This is a genomic window from Microbacterium testaceum (genome assembly GCF_003075375.1).
Classification (GTDB): domain Bacteria; phylum Actinomycetota; class Actinomycetes; order Actinomycetales; family Microbacteriaceae; genus Microbacterium; species Microbacterium testaceum_E.
The window spans coordinates 43,506-59,165 of sequence record NZ_QDFT01000004.1 but is presented as its reverse complement, the minus strand read 5'-3'; the positions used below and the strand labels follow the sequence as shown (position 1 = coordinate 59,165).

Sequence of the window (15,660 nt, the reverse complement as noted above, 5' to 3'; positions counted from 1 at the left end):
GGGAGGGGGCGCTTTCGCGCCCTCTTCCCGTTTGGAGACTGCAGTGACCCCCGACCGCACCGACGCGACCCCCGACGACGGCGCCGAGCACGGCGTGCTCGATGAGAGCGGGAACCTCGACACGGCGAGCATCACGATCCTCGGAGGGCACATCGCCCAGGTCAGCGTCGACCTGCCGGTGACGTCCGGCGACGACGACATCGACGACGACGTGATCGAGGACGAGATCCCGATCGAGTCCGCCCCCGGCGACCACGCCCTCGGCGAGCTGTCGTCGCCGACGCTCACGGCCGACGCCGAGCCCCGCGCCGACGATGCCCCCGCGCACGAGTCCGAGCTGGTGCAGGAGCACCACGTCGAGCAGCTGCCGACCGGCGACATCATCCTCGAGCCGCATGACGACGCCCCCGAGCCCGAGACCCTCGACGACGTCCTCGACGCCGAGGTGGTCGACGAGGAACCGCCGACGGATGCCGTGGCCCGAGACGCCGACGAGCCGGTAGCTGCCCACGCGCACGGCGCGGTCGACGAGGTCGACGACGTGGTCCTCCACGACGCATCGGACGCGGACGGGCCCTCCGAGCCCGCACATGACGAAGACGTCGAGGTCGTCCGGACCGACGAGCCGGGGTTCGACGACCGCGTCGTCGCCGACGAGCACGTGGCCCGAGAGCACGCCGCTGACGAGCACGGCTCCGAAGAGCACGACTCCACCGAGCACGACGCCGGAGAGCACGACGCCGAACAAACCGAGCCCGACGAAGACGAGGCCCGCGCGGCGGACCTGCACGATCTCGACGTGGTCGAGGACGTCGAGCTGTTCGAGGCCGACGCCGCCGAGCCGGTGGACCCGAGCGACGCCGCGGCCGGCACCGAGGCGGTCGCCGAGCCCCTGACGCACGCGCCCTGGACGCCCGCGCCCGCTGCGCGGGTCGCCGACGAGTCGGGTGCCGACGAGGCCGAGGCGCACGAGCCGATCACCGTCGAGAGCCCCGCCGCGACGTCGGCCGTCGTCGTCGAGCCCTCCGGCGCCTCGGACGAGGGCGCGGCATCCCCGGCCATCGAAAGCACGGCCGTCGTCGCGGCCCCGCATGACGTCGCCGGCGCCGCGGCCGGATCCGTCGCTCCCTCGGTCCCGCCCGCCCCCGCGGACGCCGCCCCCCGCACCCCGGCCACCGGACCGGTGCCCGCGACGCGTGGCGAGCGCGCCGCGACCGGCGTCATCGGCACGATCCCGCTCACGCGGCGCAGCGCCCAGCAGGCCGACGAGGCCGCACGCAGCGCCGACGAGGCCGCGCGCGTCGACCGCGCCCACGCGATGGAGCGGGTGCGCACGCCCGCGCCCGAGGTCGCGTTGACCTCCAAGCGCATCGGACAGATCGACGACCAGCGCGAGAGCAGCGACCTGCTCACCGCTGATCGCCTGCTCGACCCGCGGCAGATCGCGCGTCCCGAACCCGAGGGCCTCTTCCAGCAGCTCGTGTACTCGGTGTCGCGGCAGCGCATCAACCTCGGCGACGGTCGCCGCGCGCGCGAGCGCAAAGAGCTGGACCGCCGCATCTCGACGCCGCTGAGCGGCGGGGCGCGCTTCGTCCCCGTGCTCTCGCGCAAGGGCGGGGTGGGGAAGACCACCGTCACGTCCCTTCTCGGCATGGCGCTGGCCGACGCGCGCGACGATCGCATCATCGCCGTCGACGCCAACCCCGATCGCGGAACGCTCGCCGACCGCGTGGGCCGCTCCAACGGTCGGACGGTACGCGACCTCGTCCGCGCGCACGACGAGATGGCCGGGTACAACGACGTCTCGTCGATCGTGGCCCGGGATGCCACCCGCCTCGACGTCCTGGCATCCGATTCCGATCCTCGGGTCTCCGAAGCCTTCAGCGACGACGACTACCGCCAGGTCGCCGACGTCGCCGCGCACTACTACTCGATCGTGCTGACCGACACCGGCACGGGGATCGTGCACTCGGTCATGGGGGCGACGCTCGAACTCGCCGACACCCTCGTGATCGTCGCCGGCCTGTCGGTGGACGAGGCGCGACTGGCCTCCGAGACCCTCACCTGGCTCGAGACGAACGGCTACGGCTCCCGCGTCCGCGACGCCGTCGTGGTGCTGAACAACAGCCGTCCGGGTGCACCGCTGGTGCGCGAGAACGAGCTCGAGGCGCACTTCCGCTCGCGCGTGCGCACCGTCATCCGGATGCCGTACGACCCGCGTATCGCGGCCGGCAGCGCGATCGTCTTCCGCGACCTGCAGCCCGCGACGCGCCAGGCCGCGCGCGAGCTCGCCGCCGCCGTGGTCGAGGGCCTGCGGGCACCGGTGGGTGCCGCATGACCGTCCGACAGATCCGCTTCTTCGGCGACCCCGTCCTGCGCGCCACGAGCGAGCCGATCACCGAGATCGACGACGGCATCCGCGCCCTCGTCCAGGACCTGCTCGACACGGTCGCGCTGCCCGGTCGCGCCGGGGTCGCGGCACCCCAGATCGGGGTCGGCCTGCGCGCCTTCAGCTACAACATCGACGGCGACATCGGCTACGTGCTCAACCCGGTACTCGTCGAGACGCGCGGCGAGCCCGAGCCGGTGGGGGAGGGATGCCTCTCGGTCCCCGGCCTGTGGCACGACGCCATCCGCTACCCGTGGGCGCGTGTCGTCGGCCACGACCTCGACGGCAACGAGGTCGTGCTCGAGGGCGAGGGGCTGCTCGCGCAGGCTCTGCAGCACGAGACAGACCACCTCGACGGCATGCTCTACCTCTCGCGGCTTCCCGCCGAGACGCGCCGCGAAGCGATGCGTCAGGTGCGCGAGAGCGACTGGTTCTGACCCCGTCGCGTCGCCGAGACGGGCTTCCGCGCCGAGAGCAGGGCGATCCGCCGCGGAACGTCCGGTTCTCGCCGCAGACCCTGCTCCGGTGACGCGGAACGGCCCGGCCCCCGCGGGGACCGGGCCGTTCTCGGCATCCGGGATCAGGGGAGCGACACGTTGGTCGTGTTCACCGGCACGGCGTAGATGTCCTCGATCGCGTCGGCGAAATCGGTGACGATGACGTTGCGCTTGATGCTCATCTTGGGCGTCAGGTGCCCGCTCGCCTCGGTCCACTCCGTCGGCAGGATCGTGAACTTGCGGATCGACTCGGCGCGCGAGACGCGCGTGTTCGCGCGATCGATCGCGCCCTGCACCTCGGCGCGAACCTTGTCGTTCGCGCTCGCGTCGGCGAGGGACATGTCGGCGGGCAGGCCGTTGTTCGCCAGCCACGTCGGCAGCATCTCGGGATCGAGGGTGACCAGCGCCGAGATGAACGGCTTGTGGTCGCCCACCACCACCACCTGACCCACGATGGGGTTGGCGCGGATGGGATCCTCGAGGGCGGCCGGGGCGACGTTCTTGCCGCCCGCGGTGACGATGATCTCTTTCTTGCGGCCGGTGATCGCCAGGAACCCGTCCGCATCGAAGGCGCCGATGTCGCCGGTCTTGAACCACTCGCCGTCGAACGCCTCGGCCGTGGCCTCGGAGTTCTGCCAGTACTCGCGGAACACGTTGATGCCGCGGACCTGGATCTCGCCGTCGTCGGCCAGGCGCACGCCGACACCGGGCAGCACGGGACCGACGGTGCCGATCTTCGACTTCGTGGCGAGGTTGACCGTCGCGGGCGCCGTCGTCTCGGTCAGGCCGTACCCCTCGAGGATGACCACGCCGAGGCTGCGGAAGAAGTGGCCCAGGCGCGGACCGAGCGGAGCCGACCCCGACACCGCGTAGACGACGCGTCCGCCCATGGCATCCCGAAGCTTCGAGTAGACCAGCTTGTCGAACAGCGCGAACTTGGCCTTGAGCACGAGCGGGATCTTCTTGCCGTCCTGCAGGCGCTGGGAGTGCTCGACGGCCGTGGCCGCGGCGGCGCGGAAGATCTTGCCCTTGCCCCCGGCCTCGGCCTTCTGCTCGGCCGAGTTGTACACCTTCTCGAACACGCGGGGCACGGCCAGCAGGAACGTCGGCTGGAAGGTGCCGAGCGCGGGCAGGAGCTGCTTGGTGTCGGGCTGGTGGCCCGTCTTGACGCCCGCGTGGACGTTGAGCAGCGAGATGAACCGGGCGAAGACGTGCGCCGTCGTGATGAACAGCAGCGTCGAGGCGCCGGGGGTCTCGACGACCTCGTGCAGCGCCTTGGCGGAGTTGCGGGCGAGCTCGACGAAGTTGCTGTGCACGAGCACGCACCCCTTGGGGCGGCCCGTCGACCCGGACGTGTAGATGAGGGTGGCGACGTCCCCGGCCTTGGCGAGGCGGCGACGCCGCTCGATCTCTTCGTCGGTGATGTGCGTACCGTTCGCCGCGAGCCGATCGAGGTCGCCCCCGTGCATGCTCCACACTTCGCGCACGAGCGGCAGGTCGCTGCGCACCTCGTCGAGACGCTGCGCGTGCTCGGCGGACTCGAGGACGACCGCGATCGCGCCGGAGTCCGACAGGATCCACGAAATCTGCGACGGCGAACTGGTCTCGTACACGGGGACCATCACGGCCCCGGCGTAGAACAGCGCGAAGTCGACGAGCGTCCAGTCGTAGGTGGTGCGCGCGATGAAGCCGACCTTCTCGCCCGGCTGAACGCCCGCGGCCACGAAGCCCTTCGCCAGGGTGATCACCTGACGCTCGAAGTCGGCGGCGGTGACGTCGCGCCACCCGTCGGCGTCGGGCACGGCGAACAGGGGCCGGTCGGGCGTCGCGCGGACGCGCTCGGCGAGCAGATCGGACGCGTTGGCGTCGGGATCGGCGGGGACGACAGGGGGGAGGTCGAACTGGATCACGGTAACTCCTTTGGCACCGGAAAGAACGTCGAACGGTCCGTCGAGTCTATCCGCATGCATCGGAGCGGCCCGGGACGGCGCCCGCCCCGCGCGGGTCGTCGGGGGTGGCTAGACTTTCCCGGGCCGCGCGGCACGCTCGGCCCGGAAGGGAGCGCGGTGCGCAACGTCGGCATCGACATCGGGGGAACCAAGATCGCGGGTGGCGTCGTCGACGACGACGGGACCATCATCGAAAAGCTCCGCGTCGACACCCCCATCGACCCCGCGGCCCTCGTCGACGCCGTCGTCGACATGGCCGAGCACCTGCGACGGGCGCACGACATCCACGCGATCGGCGTCGCCGCCGCCGGCTTCATCAGCCGCGATCGCAGCACCGTCATCTACGCCCCCAACATCGACTGGCGCGACGAGCCCCTGCGCGCGCGCCTCGAGCAGCGCCTCGACGCGCCCGTCACCATCGAGAACGACGCCAACGCCGCAGGCTGGGGCGAGTACCGCTTCGGTGCGGGCCGGGGCGTGCGCGACATGGTCATGCTGACGATGGGCACCGGGGTCGGCGGAGCCGTCGTCACCGACGGCGAGCTGTTCCGCGGCGGCCACGGCATCGGCGCCGAACTGGGGCACATGCGCTTCGTGCGCGGCGGCCACCCCTGCGGGTGCGGGCAGAACGGATGCCTCGAACAGTACGCCTCGGGACGGGCCCTGCAGCGCGAGGCCAACGACATCGCCGACGAGGGCGGCATCGGCGCGGCCCTCGCCGCCGTCCGGGCGGAGCGGGGCGCGATCCCGGGACCGGCCGTGTCGCGCCTGGTGCTGGCCGGAGACCCCGGTGCGGTCGAGGCCCTGCGCCGCGTCGCCACGGCCCTGGGCGAGGCGTGCGGCGGTTTCCAGGCGGTGCTCGACCCCGAGGTCTTCGTGATCGGCGGGGGAGTGGCGCAGCTCGGCTCCGACCTGCTCGAGCCGGTGAAGCTGGCGTACGAGACGTCGCTGCCGGGGTACGGTGAACGTCCGGTCGCGGAATTCGCGATCGCGCGCCTGGGCAACGACGCCGGTCTGATCGGGGTCGCCGACCTCGCCGGGAAGGAGCGCTGACGATGTTCTACTGGCTCATGAAGTACGTGGTCATCGGACCGGTCATCAAGGCCGTGTTCCGACCGTGGATGGTGGGCCGGCGCAACATCCCCGCCGAGGGCGCCGCGATCCTCGCCAGCAATCACCTGTCGTTCTCGGACTCGATCTTCCTCCCGCTGATGATCGACCGCCGCATGGCGTTCCTCGCCAAGAGCGACTACTTCACCGGCAAGGGCCTCAAGGGCTGGGCCACCCGCATGTTCTTCACCGCGACCGGACAGCTGCCCATCGACCGCTCCGGCGGCAAGGCCTCGGAGGCCTCTCTCAACACCGGCCTCGGCGTCCTGGGCCGCGGCGAGCTGCTGGGCATCTACCCCGAGGGCACCCGCAGCCCCGACGGAACGCTGTACCGCGGTCGCACCGGTATCGCCCGCATGGCGCTCGAGGCTCGCGTGCCCGTCATCCCGGTCGTCATGGTCGACACCGGCTCCGTCATGCCGATCGGCCAGCGCGTGCCCCGCGTCGGACGGGTGGGCATCGTGATCGGCGAGCCGCTCGACTTCTCGCGCTTCGAGGGTATGGAGGGCGACCGCTACGTGCTGCGCTCGGTCACCGACGAGATCATGGTGGCCCTGCAGCGCCTCGGCGAGCAGCGTTACGAGGACGTCTACGCCTCGACCGTGAAGGACCGTCTCGTGACCGCGCAGGCGGCGAAGGCGCCGTCGACGCGCCAGTAGACTTCAGGGGTGAATCAGCAGCTTCCCGACCTCGACCACTGGCGTTCCCTGCCCATCAAGCAGCAGCCGCAGTGGTATGACGAGGCCGCGGTGGCCGCGGCATCCGCAGAGCTGGCGACCCTCCCGCCGCTGGTCTTCGCCGGCGAGGTCGACATCCTGCGCGACCGCCTCGCGCGCGCCGCCGCCGGACAGGCCTTCCTCCTGCAGGGTGGTGACTGCGCCGAGACCTTCGCCGGTGCCACCGCCGAGCAGATCCGCAACCGCATCAAGACGGTCCTGCAGATGGCCGTCGTGCTCACCTACGGCGCCTCGATGCCCGTCGTGAAGATGGGCCGCATGGCGGGGCAGTTCGCCAAGCCCCGCTCGAGCGACACCGAGACGCGCGGCGAGGTGACGCTGCCGGCCTACCGCGGCGACATCGTCAACGGCTACGACTTCACCGAGGAGTCCCGCAAGGCCGACCCCGCGCGCCTGCTGAAGGGGTACCACACCGCCGCCTCGACGCTGAACCTCATCCGCGCGTTCACGCAGGGCGGGTTCGCCGACCTGCGCGAGGTCCACAGCTGGAACAAGGGCTTCGCGAGCACGCCGGCGAACCAGGCCTACGAGAGCATGGCGACCGAGATCGACCGCGCCATCAAGTTCATGGAGGCCGCCGGGGCGAACTTCGACGAGCTGACGCGCGTGGAGTTCTACACGGGCCACGAGGGCCTGCTCATGGACTACGAACGGCCCATGACCCGCATCGACTCGCGCACGGGGCTGCCCTACAACACCTCCTCGCACTTCCAGTGGATCGGCGAGCGCACGCGCGAGCTCGACGGCGCGCACGTCGACTACTTCTCCAAGATCCGCAACCCCATCGGCGTCAAGCTCGGTCCCACGACGACGCCCGAGACGGCCCTCGCCCTCATCGACAAGCTCGATCCCGAGCGCGAGCCGGGTCGTCTGACGTTCATCACGCGCATGGGTGCGGGCAAGATCCGCGACGCCCTGCCGCCGCTGCTCGAGGCCGTCCGCGACGCGGGCGCCACCCCCCTGTGGGTCACCGACCCCATGCACGGCAACGGCATCACCACCCCCACGGGCTACAAGACGCGTCGCTTCGACGACGTGGTCGACGAGGTGCGCGGCTTCTTCGAGGCGCACCGCTCCGTGGGCACGCACCCCGGTGGCATCCACGTCGAACTCACCGGCGACGACGTCACCGAGTGCCTGGGCGGTTCGGAGCAGATCGACGAGGCGACCCTCGCGACCCGCTACGAGAGCCTGTGCGACCCCCGTCTGAACCACCGGCAGAGCCTGGAGCTGGCGTTCCTCGTCGCGGAGGAGCTCGAGAAGCGCTGACGCCCCGCGCCACGGACGACGCCCCCGACCTGTCGCGGTCGGGGGCGTCGTCGTCCGCGGTGGCGGAGCGGACCCGATGTCGAGATGGGCCGGATGGCGACGGCTCGTGACGTCAGAGCGTCGGCGTCAGGGTGATCGTGGCACCCCGCGGGGCGGTCGACCCCGGCTGCGGGTTGCTCGCGCGCACCTTGTAGATGTCCCAGTACTTGAAACCGAGGGGCAGGGTGCCGTCGTCGATGCCGGCGTTCACCTCGAAGCCCAGGCCCTGCAGCTGGTTCACGGCGTCGCGGATGGACTTGCCGACCAGATCCCCGGGGATCTGCACGGGCTCGGGGCCCTTCGACACCACGAGGGGGACGGTGTCGCCGGGCCGCCAGTTGCCCCCGCCGTCGCGATCGCCCATGCTGATGACGACCCCGGATGCCACGGAGTTGCTGAAGCGCTCCGACACGCTGTAAGCGAGCCCGACGCCGTCGAGCGCGCGCTGGGCCTGGCTCTGCGACTCGCCCGTGACGTCGGGGATCGGACCGAGCGAGACGACCAGGGTCGCGGCGTCGCCCTCGTACACGGTGCACCCCTCGGTGCAGGCGATCGCGTCGCCGCCGGAGCGGGGGATGATCGACGCGCCGATCACGGTGTTCTCACCCGCGTCCGAGAACTGCCGTTCCGGGTCGTCGCCCACGCCGACGAACACGGCCTGCAGGATGCCGCGCACCTCGTCGGCGCTCTTGCCGCCGAGGGTGGGGATCTGATGAGAGGCCGGGCCGATCGACACGAAGACGGTCACGACGGAGTCCTTGTCGAGACGCTCGCCGGGGGAGGGGTCGGAGCCGATCGTGGTGCCCGAGGGGATGTCGCGATCGTTGACGTCCTGCTGCTGGGCCTGCAACTGCTGCTCGGTCAACAGCAGCTCCGCGTCGGCGAAGCTGCGACCCGACACGTCGGGCACCGCGACGAGCGAGCCGGGGCCGGAGCCGAAGTACCAGCCCGTGAACCCGGCGCCCGCGGCGAGCAGCAGCACGACGATGAGCGCCCAGACGCCGCGGGCCGAGCGCTTGCGGGTGCGCGCGCGCAGCCGCGCGGCGTTGTCGGGTTCGTCGACGGTGGCCGAGGGGACGGCCGCCGTCTGCGGCAGCACCTTGGTCAGCTCGCGCGACTCGGCGGGCGTGGGGGCGCCGGCCGTGCCCACGGCGACGGCGCGGGCGACCTGCGGCGCGAGGCCCAGTTCTTTCTCGATGCCGCGGAGGCGCTCGAGCATGGCGCCGGCGTCGAGGGGACGGTCGCCCGGCTCGCGTTCGGTGGCCCACAGCACGAGTTCGTCGAGCTGCTCGGGCACGCCGGGGTTCTTGGCGCTGGGCCGGGGGACCGAGTCCGTGGCGTGCTGGTAGGCGATCTGCATCGGCTGCTCGCCCTTGTAGGGCTGCTCGCCGGTGAGCATTTCGTAGAGCATGATGCCGAGCGAGTAGATGTCGCTGCGGGCGTCGGCGGTGCCCCGCGTGACCAGCTCGGGCGCGAGGTAGGCGATCGTGCCCATCAGCTGGGCGCCGCTGGCGGTGTTGGCCGTCGTCGCGCGAGCGAGGCCGAAGTCGCCGATCTTGATGCGACCGTCCTCGGCCAGCAAGACGTTCTCGGGTTTGACGTCGCGGTGGACGATGCCGGCGCGGTGGGCTGCGGCGAGGCCCGACAGGATGGCATCCATGATCGTCAGGGTCTGATCGATCGTGAGGCGCCGGTGCTCGCGCAGCAGTTCGCGCAGCGTGATGCCGGGCAGGTACTCCATGACCAGGTAGGCCATGTCGCCGTCCTGGCCCTGGTCGAAGACGTTGACCACGTGCGGGTCGCTCAGACGCGCGGCCGATCGCGCCTCTTGGATGAACCGGCTCTGGAACACGGTGTCGTCGCTGAGGTGGCCGTGCATGACCTTGAGCGCGATCCGGCGCTCCAGGCGCAGGTCGGTCGCGACGTACACGGTCGCCATGCCGCCGCGCGCGATGCGCGCGCGCACCCGGTACCGGCCGTCGACGAGACGGCCGATCAGCGGGTCGGCCTGCTGACTCGTGCTCACGAGTCGAGTCTACGGAGGTGCCCCTGTGAGCCCGGGCAACGGCTCACCGCGTCCTCGGCCTCAGCCCAGCACCTGCAGCCACGTGGTGGCGGGGGACTCCCACTGCGCGTAGCGGTCGGGGTAGGCCGAGATCTGCACGGCCTGCGCGGCGTCGGCGTAGGCGAGATGGTCCCAGCCGGGGATGTCGAGCAGTCCGCGCGTCGTCGCGCCGTTGGGGTCGGCGCCGCCGCCGTAGAACACGCGCGTCGCGCGGTCGCGGTCGCGGATCTGCTCGGCGGTGCCCCACCCCATGCTGGGCCGCTGCTGGAAGAGCCCGAGCGAGTCGCGATCGCCCCAGTCCAGGTTGCGCAGCCACGACTCCTGCATGGCGGTGCCGAGCGCGATGACGATCCCGCGGTCCGAGACGCCCAGTTCGCGTCCGATGCGGATGATGAGGCGGGCGTTCTCGCTCTGCTCGGCGTCGAGTCCGGGAGCGGTGGCGGGGGCGGATGCCACGGCGGGCGCCGCGGCCGCGGCCGAGGGGATCTGCAGGACGTCGCCGGGGTAGATGATCGACGCGCGCGTGAGGCCGTTGGCTCCGAGCACCGCGTCGACCGAGACGCCGTTCGCGCGCGCGATCGCCGACACGGTGTCGCCGGGACGGACCTCGTGCGTCGCGGCGGTCGGGGCGGGGGCGGGCGCGTCGACCGGCATCGCCGCCGGGCCGAGGGCGAGCACCTGGCCGGGCTGGATCACACTGCCCGGGCCGAGCCCGTTCGCCGCCTGGATGGATGCCGTCTCGACCCCGTGCGCGCGGGCGATCGCCCACACGGTGTCGCCGGGGCGGACGGTGTAGGTCGCCGGGGGAGCGACGGCGGTCGTGACCACGACGGTGGCGCGGGGGGCCGCGGGGGGTACCGCGGCGAGAGGGGGGACCGGCGGCGCGGCGTGGGCGGCGTTCTCGCCCGTGAGGCTGAGGGCGATCGTGCCGGCCACGGCGGCGGGCCACACCATCGCGGTGCGGCGGCGGGTGGTGTCCGCGGTGACGCGGACGGGACGGGGGGAGGAGGGGAGTCGTCGCATGGTGGGGGGATTTCCGTTCTTCCGACTGCCCGACACGCTGACACGGCCCGGGGAGGATGTCAACGCGTGAGGCTGATGTGACGAATGTGACGCGTGAGACGATCGGGTCGTCGGCGCGAGCCGATCGATCCGGGTGAGATAGTGGAAACGTGACCGAGAACTCCCGTTACGCGACCGAGTGGCTGACCATCCCCGACCTCGTCGAGCTGCTCGACGAGCCGCTCGGAAAGGTCCGTCGCCTGATCGACGAGAACTACCTCGTCGGCTCGCGCCGCGACGGCGTGTTCAAGGTTCCCGCCGTCTTCCTCGTCGACGGTCGCCCCCTGCCCTCGCTGCGCGGCACGATCATCGTGCTGCACGACGCGGGCTTCGACCCCGACGAGACGATCGACTGGCTGCTCACCCCCGAAGAGACCATCGGTCTCGCGCCGATCGAGGCGCTGCTCGCGGGGCGCAAGAGCGAGGTCCGCCGCGTCGCGGCGACCCTCGCCTGAGCCTGAGCCTGAGCCTGACCGAGGCCCGAGGTCCAGGGCCTGGGGCCTGAGACCCACGCCCGGGGGTCGCCGGCCGGACGTGCTCGAGGCCTCGCCGTACGCGGCGGACCGGGCGGCTCGGCGCGCCCGGTCAGGACGTGCGCTGGGTCGCCGCGTGCGCCAGGGCGCGCAGCTCGCTCACGGCGTCGTCGCGCAGGGGGGCGCCCTCGAGGGCGCCGTCGGCGGTGTGCGCGTAGCCCGAGATGAGGCGCTCGAGGCGATCGAGAGCGCCCGTGTCGACGATCACGCGCTGCAGGTCGGCGATCTGGTCGGCATCCAGGCCCGGGTCGCCCAGCAGGGCGTCGACGCGCAGACGCTCGCTCTCGGGGAGGGCCTCGCGCGCGTAGGCGACGAGCACGGTCCGCTTGCCCTCGCGCAGATCGTCGCCGACGGGCTTGCCGGTCACGGCGGTGTCGCCGAACACGCCCAGCACGTCGTCGCGCAGTTGGAAGGCCATGCCGACGTCGTGGCCGAACCGGCTGAGCGCGTCGTGCTGCGCCTCGTCGGCGCCGGCCAGCGAGGCGCCGATCAGCAGGGGCTGCTGGATGCTGTAGCGCGCCGATTTGTACGAGGCGACGCGCAGCGCCCGCTCGGCGTGCGAGTCGTCGGGGTAGGCGGTGTACGCCGACTCCTCGGCCACGTCGAGGAACTGGCCGATCGTGACGTCGCGGCGCATCTGCGCGTACGCGCGTCGCGTCGCCGCGGCGGAGGCGGGCGAAAGCGCGAGGCCCTCTTCGAGAAGGTCGTCGCTCCACGCCACGAGCAGGTCGCCCAGCAGGATCGCCCCCGAGCGTCCGAAGGCGTCGGAGTCCCCTGTCCACGCGGCGTCGCGGTGGCCCTGCTGCAGCGCGCGGTGGGCCGCGGGCTGACCGCGCCGGGTGTCGGAGTTGTCCACCAGATCGTCGTGCACGAGGGCGGCGGCGTGGAAGATCTCGAGCGAGGTCGCAACGGCCAGGGGAGCCTCGTCGGGGACGTCGCCTGCGACGCCGACGGCCGCGAAGCCGGTCAGGCAGAAGCGGGCGCGCAGACGCTTGCCGCCGCGCAGGGCGGATGCCCCGGAACGGGTGAGCATTTCGGCCTCGGGTCCCAGCGAGGACGCGTACGATAGCTGTTCGGAGAGGAACTTGTCGAGTCGCTGGGAAACAGCTTCGATCGGTTCCTGGGAGGTCGGCACGGGCCTAGCCTAGTGATCCACGCCCCGCGTAGAATCGTCCGCATCGAACAATAGAGGGGGATGCATGCCACTCTCCGAACAGGAGCAGCGTCTGCTTGATGAGATGGAGCGCCATCTCATGAGTAACGACACCGATGTCGTGTCGGCTCCCAGTCGCGCCCTCAGCTACCGCAACATCGTCCTCGGTTCGATCCTGGTGCTCGCCGGTCTCGGCGCGCTGGTCGTGGGCGTCTCGATCGGTTTCAACACCGGCGTCCTGGGTATCGCGATCGGCGTGATCGGCTTCCTCCTGATGGTGGGCGGCGTCATCTTCGCCGTGACCCCCACCCGCGGAGCGGCGGTGACGCCCCCGCGTGCCGCCAAGCAGCGTGGTCCCCGCACCTCGGGCAGCTCGTTCATGGACCGCATGAACGATCGCTGGGATCGTCGCCGCGAAGGCCCCTGACCCCGCAGCTCACCCCTCGTCGATCAAGCACCGGCTCTTCGGAGTCGGTGCTTTTTCGTGCGCCCGGGGGTCGGCATCCATCGATCTTCGGCGACCGATGCGCTCCCTTTCCCTCCACCGACGGCCCGCGGGGGTGGTGCCGGCGCGGAATTCCGCGGGTGCGGGGACGCCGATCTCGGGTGCCGCACACAGTACACGGAGGAGCGTCTGCCCAGAAGACCCCTGATTTCGATGGCGTAGTGGAGGGTGGTGGAGTAAAGTGGGGGAAACTTCGCAGGCCGGACGAAGGGGGTGGACGCCCGAATGCTGCTCGGTACGCACACACCCAAGCTCGACGACAAGGGTCGGGTCATCCTGCCGGCGAAGTTCCGTGACGATCTCGGCGCCGGAGTGGTGATCACGCGTGGGCAGGACCGCTGCCTCTACGTGTTCAGCACCGAGGAGTTCGAGCGCGTGCACGAGCGGATCCGCGAGGCCCCGCTCAGCAACAAGCAGGCCCGCGACTTCCTGCGCATGTTCCTCTCGGGGGCCAGCGCCGAGAAGCCCGACAGCCAGAACCGCATCACCGTCCCGCCCGCGCTGCGCGCGTACGCGGGGCTGGGTCGGGAACTGGTGGTCACGGGTGTCGGCGCCCACGCCGAGATCTGGGATGCCGAGGCCTGGAACGCCTACGCGGAGAGCAACGAAGAGACGTACGCCGAGATGGAGCAGGAGGTGATCCCGGGACTGTTCTGACCCTCCGGCTGTGATGCCCAGCCGCACGCCCTGACGCACTTCCCCGGCGCCAGGTCGATGCGGGTGGGGATCAGAGCCGAAGGACCGGCCCCCTCATCATGGACATCCGCGACATCCACACCCCCGTTCTGCTCGAGCGGTGCGCCGAGCTGCTCGGTCCTGCGCTGCAGAAGCCCGGAGCCGTCTTCGTCGACGGCACGCTCGGCATGGGCGGCCACTCCGAGGCGTTCCTCGAGCGCTTCCCGAACGCCCGGCTCATCGGTCTGGACCGCGACACCGACGCCCTGCGCATCGCGGGGGAGCGGCTCGCGCGGTTCGGCGACCGCGTCACGCTCGTGCACACCGTGTACGACGGCATCGCCGACGCGGTGGCCTCGGCCGGTGTCGAGAAGGTCGACGGCATCCTGTTCGATCTGGGCGTGTCGTCGCTGCAGCTCGACGTGGCCGACCGCGGCTTCGCCTACGCGCAGGACGCGCCCCTCGACATGCGCATGGACCAGACCACCGGCGTCACGGCGGCCGAGGTGCTCGCGACCTACGGCGAGGGCGACCTGCGCCGCATCTTCGAGCGCTACGGCGAAGAGAAGCTCGCCGGACGCTACGCCCGCGCGATCATCGCCGCCCGCAACGAGGCCCCGCTGGAGCGGTCCGGTCAGCTCGTCGACGTGCTGCAGGCGGCAACTCCCGCCGCGGTCCTGCGCGAGCGCCACCCCGCCAAGCGCGTCTTCCAGGCCCTGCGCATTGAGGTCAACGCCGAACTGTCGGTGCTCGAGCGCACCATCCCCGCGGCCCTCGGGGTCCTCGGCGTCGGCGGGCGCATCGTGGTGCTGTCGTACCAGTCGCTCGAAGACCGTCTCGTCAAGCGCGTGTTCGCCGAGTCCTCGGCATCCACCGCTCCGCGAGGACTGCCCGTCGAGCTGCCCGAGCACGCGCCGAAGTTCCGGCTGCTCGTGCGCGGAGCCGAACTGGCGAGCGACGACGAGCGCGCCGCCAACCCCCGAGCCACCCCCGTGCGCCTGCGTGCGGCCGAGCGGATCCAGGAGGACGCATGAGTGCACCCCAGGCCATCGACGCCGCTTTCCTTCCCGACTTCCCGACCCCCGTCCGCGAGCGTCGGCTCACCGTCGTCCCCCAGACGGCTCGGCGCCGCGCGCCGCGCCGCCTGTTCGGGATCGTGGCCGTCGCGGGCGCGCTGGTGATCGTGCTGGTGCAGATGGGCCTCGGCATCCTCACCACCCAGAGCTCCTTCGAGATCGCCTCGCTCACGCAGCAGCAGCGCGACCTGACCTACCAGAAGCAGATCCTGTACGACGAGACCGCCGGGCTCAGCTCGCCGCAGTACCTCGCCGCGAACGCCGCCGCGCTCGGCATGGTGATCGACGAGTCGCCGACCTACCTGCGCCTCAGCGACGGCGCGGTGATCGGCTCGGACAAGCCCGCCGACACCACCTCTTCGGTGGATGCCAAGGGCCGGGGCTCGGTGAACAACTCGCTGATCGCCGGGGTGCCGCTGGTGACCGACCCGGCCGCCTCGACCACCGAACCCGCCGCTCCGGCCGCCTCGACCCCCGCCGAGGGCGCCGCGGTCGCGCCCGACGGTCCCTCGCGGCCCGCCGACGGCCCCGCGCCCGCGACCGGATCGGCGACACCCCCGCCGATCAACGACGGTCTGCCCACGCCCGCGACACGATAAGC

At 71.6% G+C, this 15,660-nt stretch carries 14 protein-coding genes; 10 read left to right on the top strand and 4 right to left on the bottom strand.

The window, feature by feature from the left end; translation table 11 throughout:
- Positions 1–43: 43 nt before the first annotated feature.
- Both DC432_RS16695 and def read left to right on the top strand, forming a co-directional pair.
- Positions 44–2,338 carry a MinD/ParA family protein gene (locus DC432_RS16695; protein WP_243392989.1) on the top strand — a complete coding sequence of 765 codons (2,295 nt, stop codon included), beginning with the start codon at positions 44–46 and terminating at the stop codon, positions 2,336–2,338.
- A complete protein-coding gene (def, locus tag DC432_RS02570; protein ID WP_116536557.1) occupies positions 2,335–2,826 on the top strand; it encodes a peptide deformylase in 492 nt (163 codons plus the stop codon). The genes DC432_RS16695 and def overlap by 4 nt, the downstream gene beginning before the upstream one ends.
- Before the next feature lie 143 nt (positions 2,827–2,969).
- Here def and DC432_RS02565 read toward each other — a convergent pair whose 3' ends face one another.
- On the bottom strand, positions 2,970–4,796 hold the full coding sequence (locus DC432_RS02565) for an AMP-dependent synthetase/ligase (protein WP_165801163.1): 1,827 nt from the start codon (positions 4,794–4,796) through the stop codon (positions 2,970–2,972).
- A 156-nt stretch (positions 4,797–4,952) separates the two neighbouring features.
- On the opposite strand from DC432_RS02565, the gene DC432_RS02560 reads away from it, so the two are divergent.
- Genes DC432_RS02560 through DC432_RS02550 form a run of 3 tightly spaced genes read left to right on the top strand, consistent with a single transcriptional unit; the run spans position 4,953 to position 7,951 of the window.
- Complete coding sequence (locus DC432_RS02560) at positions 4,953–5,888, top strand: ROK family glucokinase (protein ID WP_116536555.1); 936 nt, start codon at positions 4,953–4,955, stop codon at positions 5,886–5,888.
- A gap of 2 nt (positions 5,889–5,890) precedes the next feature.
- Positions 5,891–6,604, top strand: coding sequence for a lysophospholipid acyltransferase family protein (locus DC432_RS02555; RefSeq protein ID WP_108317461.1), 714 nt, complete (start codon positions 5,891–5,893; stop codon positions 6,602–6,604).
- A gap of 9 nt (positions 6,605–6,613) precedes the next feature.
- Positions 6,614–7,951 (top strand): class II 3-deoxy-7-phosphoheptulonate synthase, encoded by a 1,338-nt coding sequence (locus DC432_RS02550; protein WP_116536554.1) that lies wholly within the window; start codon positions 6,614–6,616, stop codon positions 7,949–7,951.
- A 112-nt stretch (positions 7,952–8,063) separates the two neighbouring features.
- On the opposite strand, the gene pknB is transcribed toward DC432_RS02550, so the two are convergent.
- Positions 8,064–10,016 carry a Stk1 family PASTA domain-containing Ser/Thr kinase gene (gene pknB, locus DC432_RS02545; protein ID WP_116536553.1) on the bottom strand — a complete coding sequence of 651 codons (1,953 nt, stop codon included), beginning with the start codon at positions 10,014–10,016 and terminating at the stop codon, positions 8,064–8,066.
- A 60-nt stretch (positions 10,017–10,076) separates the two neighbouring features.
- The gene (locus DC432_RS02540; RefSeq protein WP_116536552.1) at positions 10,077–11,078 is read right to left on the bottom strand and encodes a lytic transglycosylase; all 1,002 of its coding nucleotides are present in this window, start codon (positions 11,076–11,078) and stop codon (positions 10,077–10,079) included.
- A 149-nt stretch (positions 11,079–11,227) separates the two neighbouring features.
- Here DC432_RS02540 and DC432_RS02535 point away from each other — a divergent pair, with 149 nt between their 5' ends.
- A complete protein-coding gene (locus DC432_RS02535) occupies positions 11,228–11,572 on the top strand; it encodes an Rv2175c family DNA-binding protein (RefSeq protein WP_116536551.1) in 345 nt (114 codons plus the stop codon).
- Between the two features lie 130 nt (positions 11,573–11,702).
- Here DC432_RS02535 and DC432_RS02530 read toward each other — a convergent pair whose 3' ends face one another.
- Positions 11,703–12,785, bottom strand: coding sequence for a polyprenyl synthetase family protein (locus tag DC432_RS02530; protein WP_116536550.1), 1,083 nt, complete (start codon positions 12,783–12,785; stop codon positions 11,703–11,705).
- A gap of 64 nt (positions 12,786–12,849) precedes the next feature.
- Here DC432_RS02530 and DC432_RS02525 point away from each other — a divergent pair, with 64 nt between their 5' ends.
- The 4 genes from DC432_RS02525 (at position 12,850) to DC432_RS02510 (ending at position 15,658) form a co-directional block, all read left to right on the top strand.
- Positions 12,850–13,230 carry a DUF3040 domain-containing protein gene (locus tag DC432_RS02525; RefSeq protein WP_108320657.1) on the top strand — a complete coding sequence of 127 codons (381 nt, stop codon included), beginning with the start codon at positions 12,850–12,852 and terminating at the stop codon, positions 13,228–13,230.
- A gap of 303 nt (positions 13,231–13,533) precedes the next feature.
- Complete coding sequence (gene mraZ / locus DC432_RS02520; protein ID WP_108320658.1) at positions 13,534–13,965, top strand: division/cell wall cluster transcriptional repressor MraZ; 432 nt, start codon at positions 13,534–13,536, stop codon at positions 13,963–13,965.
- 98 nt (positions 13,966–14,063) lie between these two features.
- Positions 14,064–15,017 (top strand): 16S rRNA (cytosine(1402)-N(4))-methyltransferase RsmH, encoded by a 954-nt coding sequence (gene rsmH, locus DC432_RS02515; RefSeq protein ID WP_108320659.1) that lies wholly within the window; start codon positions 14,064–14,066, stop codon positions 15,015–15,017.
- On the top strand, positions 15,014–15,658 hold the full coding sequence (locus tag DC432_RS02510; RefSeq protein WP_116536549.1) for a hypothetical protein: 645 nt from the start codon (positions 15,014–15,016) through the stop codon (positions 15,656–15,658). The genes rsmH and DC432_RS02510 overlap by 4 nt, the downstream gene beginning before the upstream one ends.
- The last annotated feature ends 2 nt before the right edge of the window (positions 15,659–15,660 follow it).

Coding starts and splice junctions, on each gene's coding strand:
- mraZ (WP_108320658.1), top strand. CDS start 13,534: ATGCTGCTCGGTACGCACACACCCAAGCTCGACGACAAGGGTCGGGTC.
- DC432_RS02510 (WP_116536549.1), top strand. CDS start 15,014: ATGAGTGCACCCCAGGCCATCGACGCCGCTTTCCTTCCCGACTTCCCG.
- DC432_RS02525 (WP_108320657.1), top strand. CDS start 12,850: ATGCCACTCTCCGAACAGGAGCAGCGTCTGCTTGATGAGATGGAGCGC.
- DC432_RS02555 (WP_108317461.1), top strand. CDS start 5,891: ATGTTCTACTGGCTCATGAAGTACGTGGTCATCGGACCGGTCATCAAG.
- DC432_RS02540 (WP_116536552.1), bottom strand. CDS start 11,078: ATGCGACGACTCCCCTCCTCCCCCCGTCCCGTCCGCGTCACCGCGGAC.
- rsmH (WP_108320659.1), top strand. CDS start 14,064: ATGGACATCCGCGACATCCACACCCCCGTTCTGCTCGAGCGGTGCGCC.
- def (WP_116536557.1), top strand. CDS start 2,335: ATGACCGTCCGACAGATCCGCTTCTTCGGCGACCCCGTCCTGCGCGCC.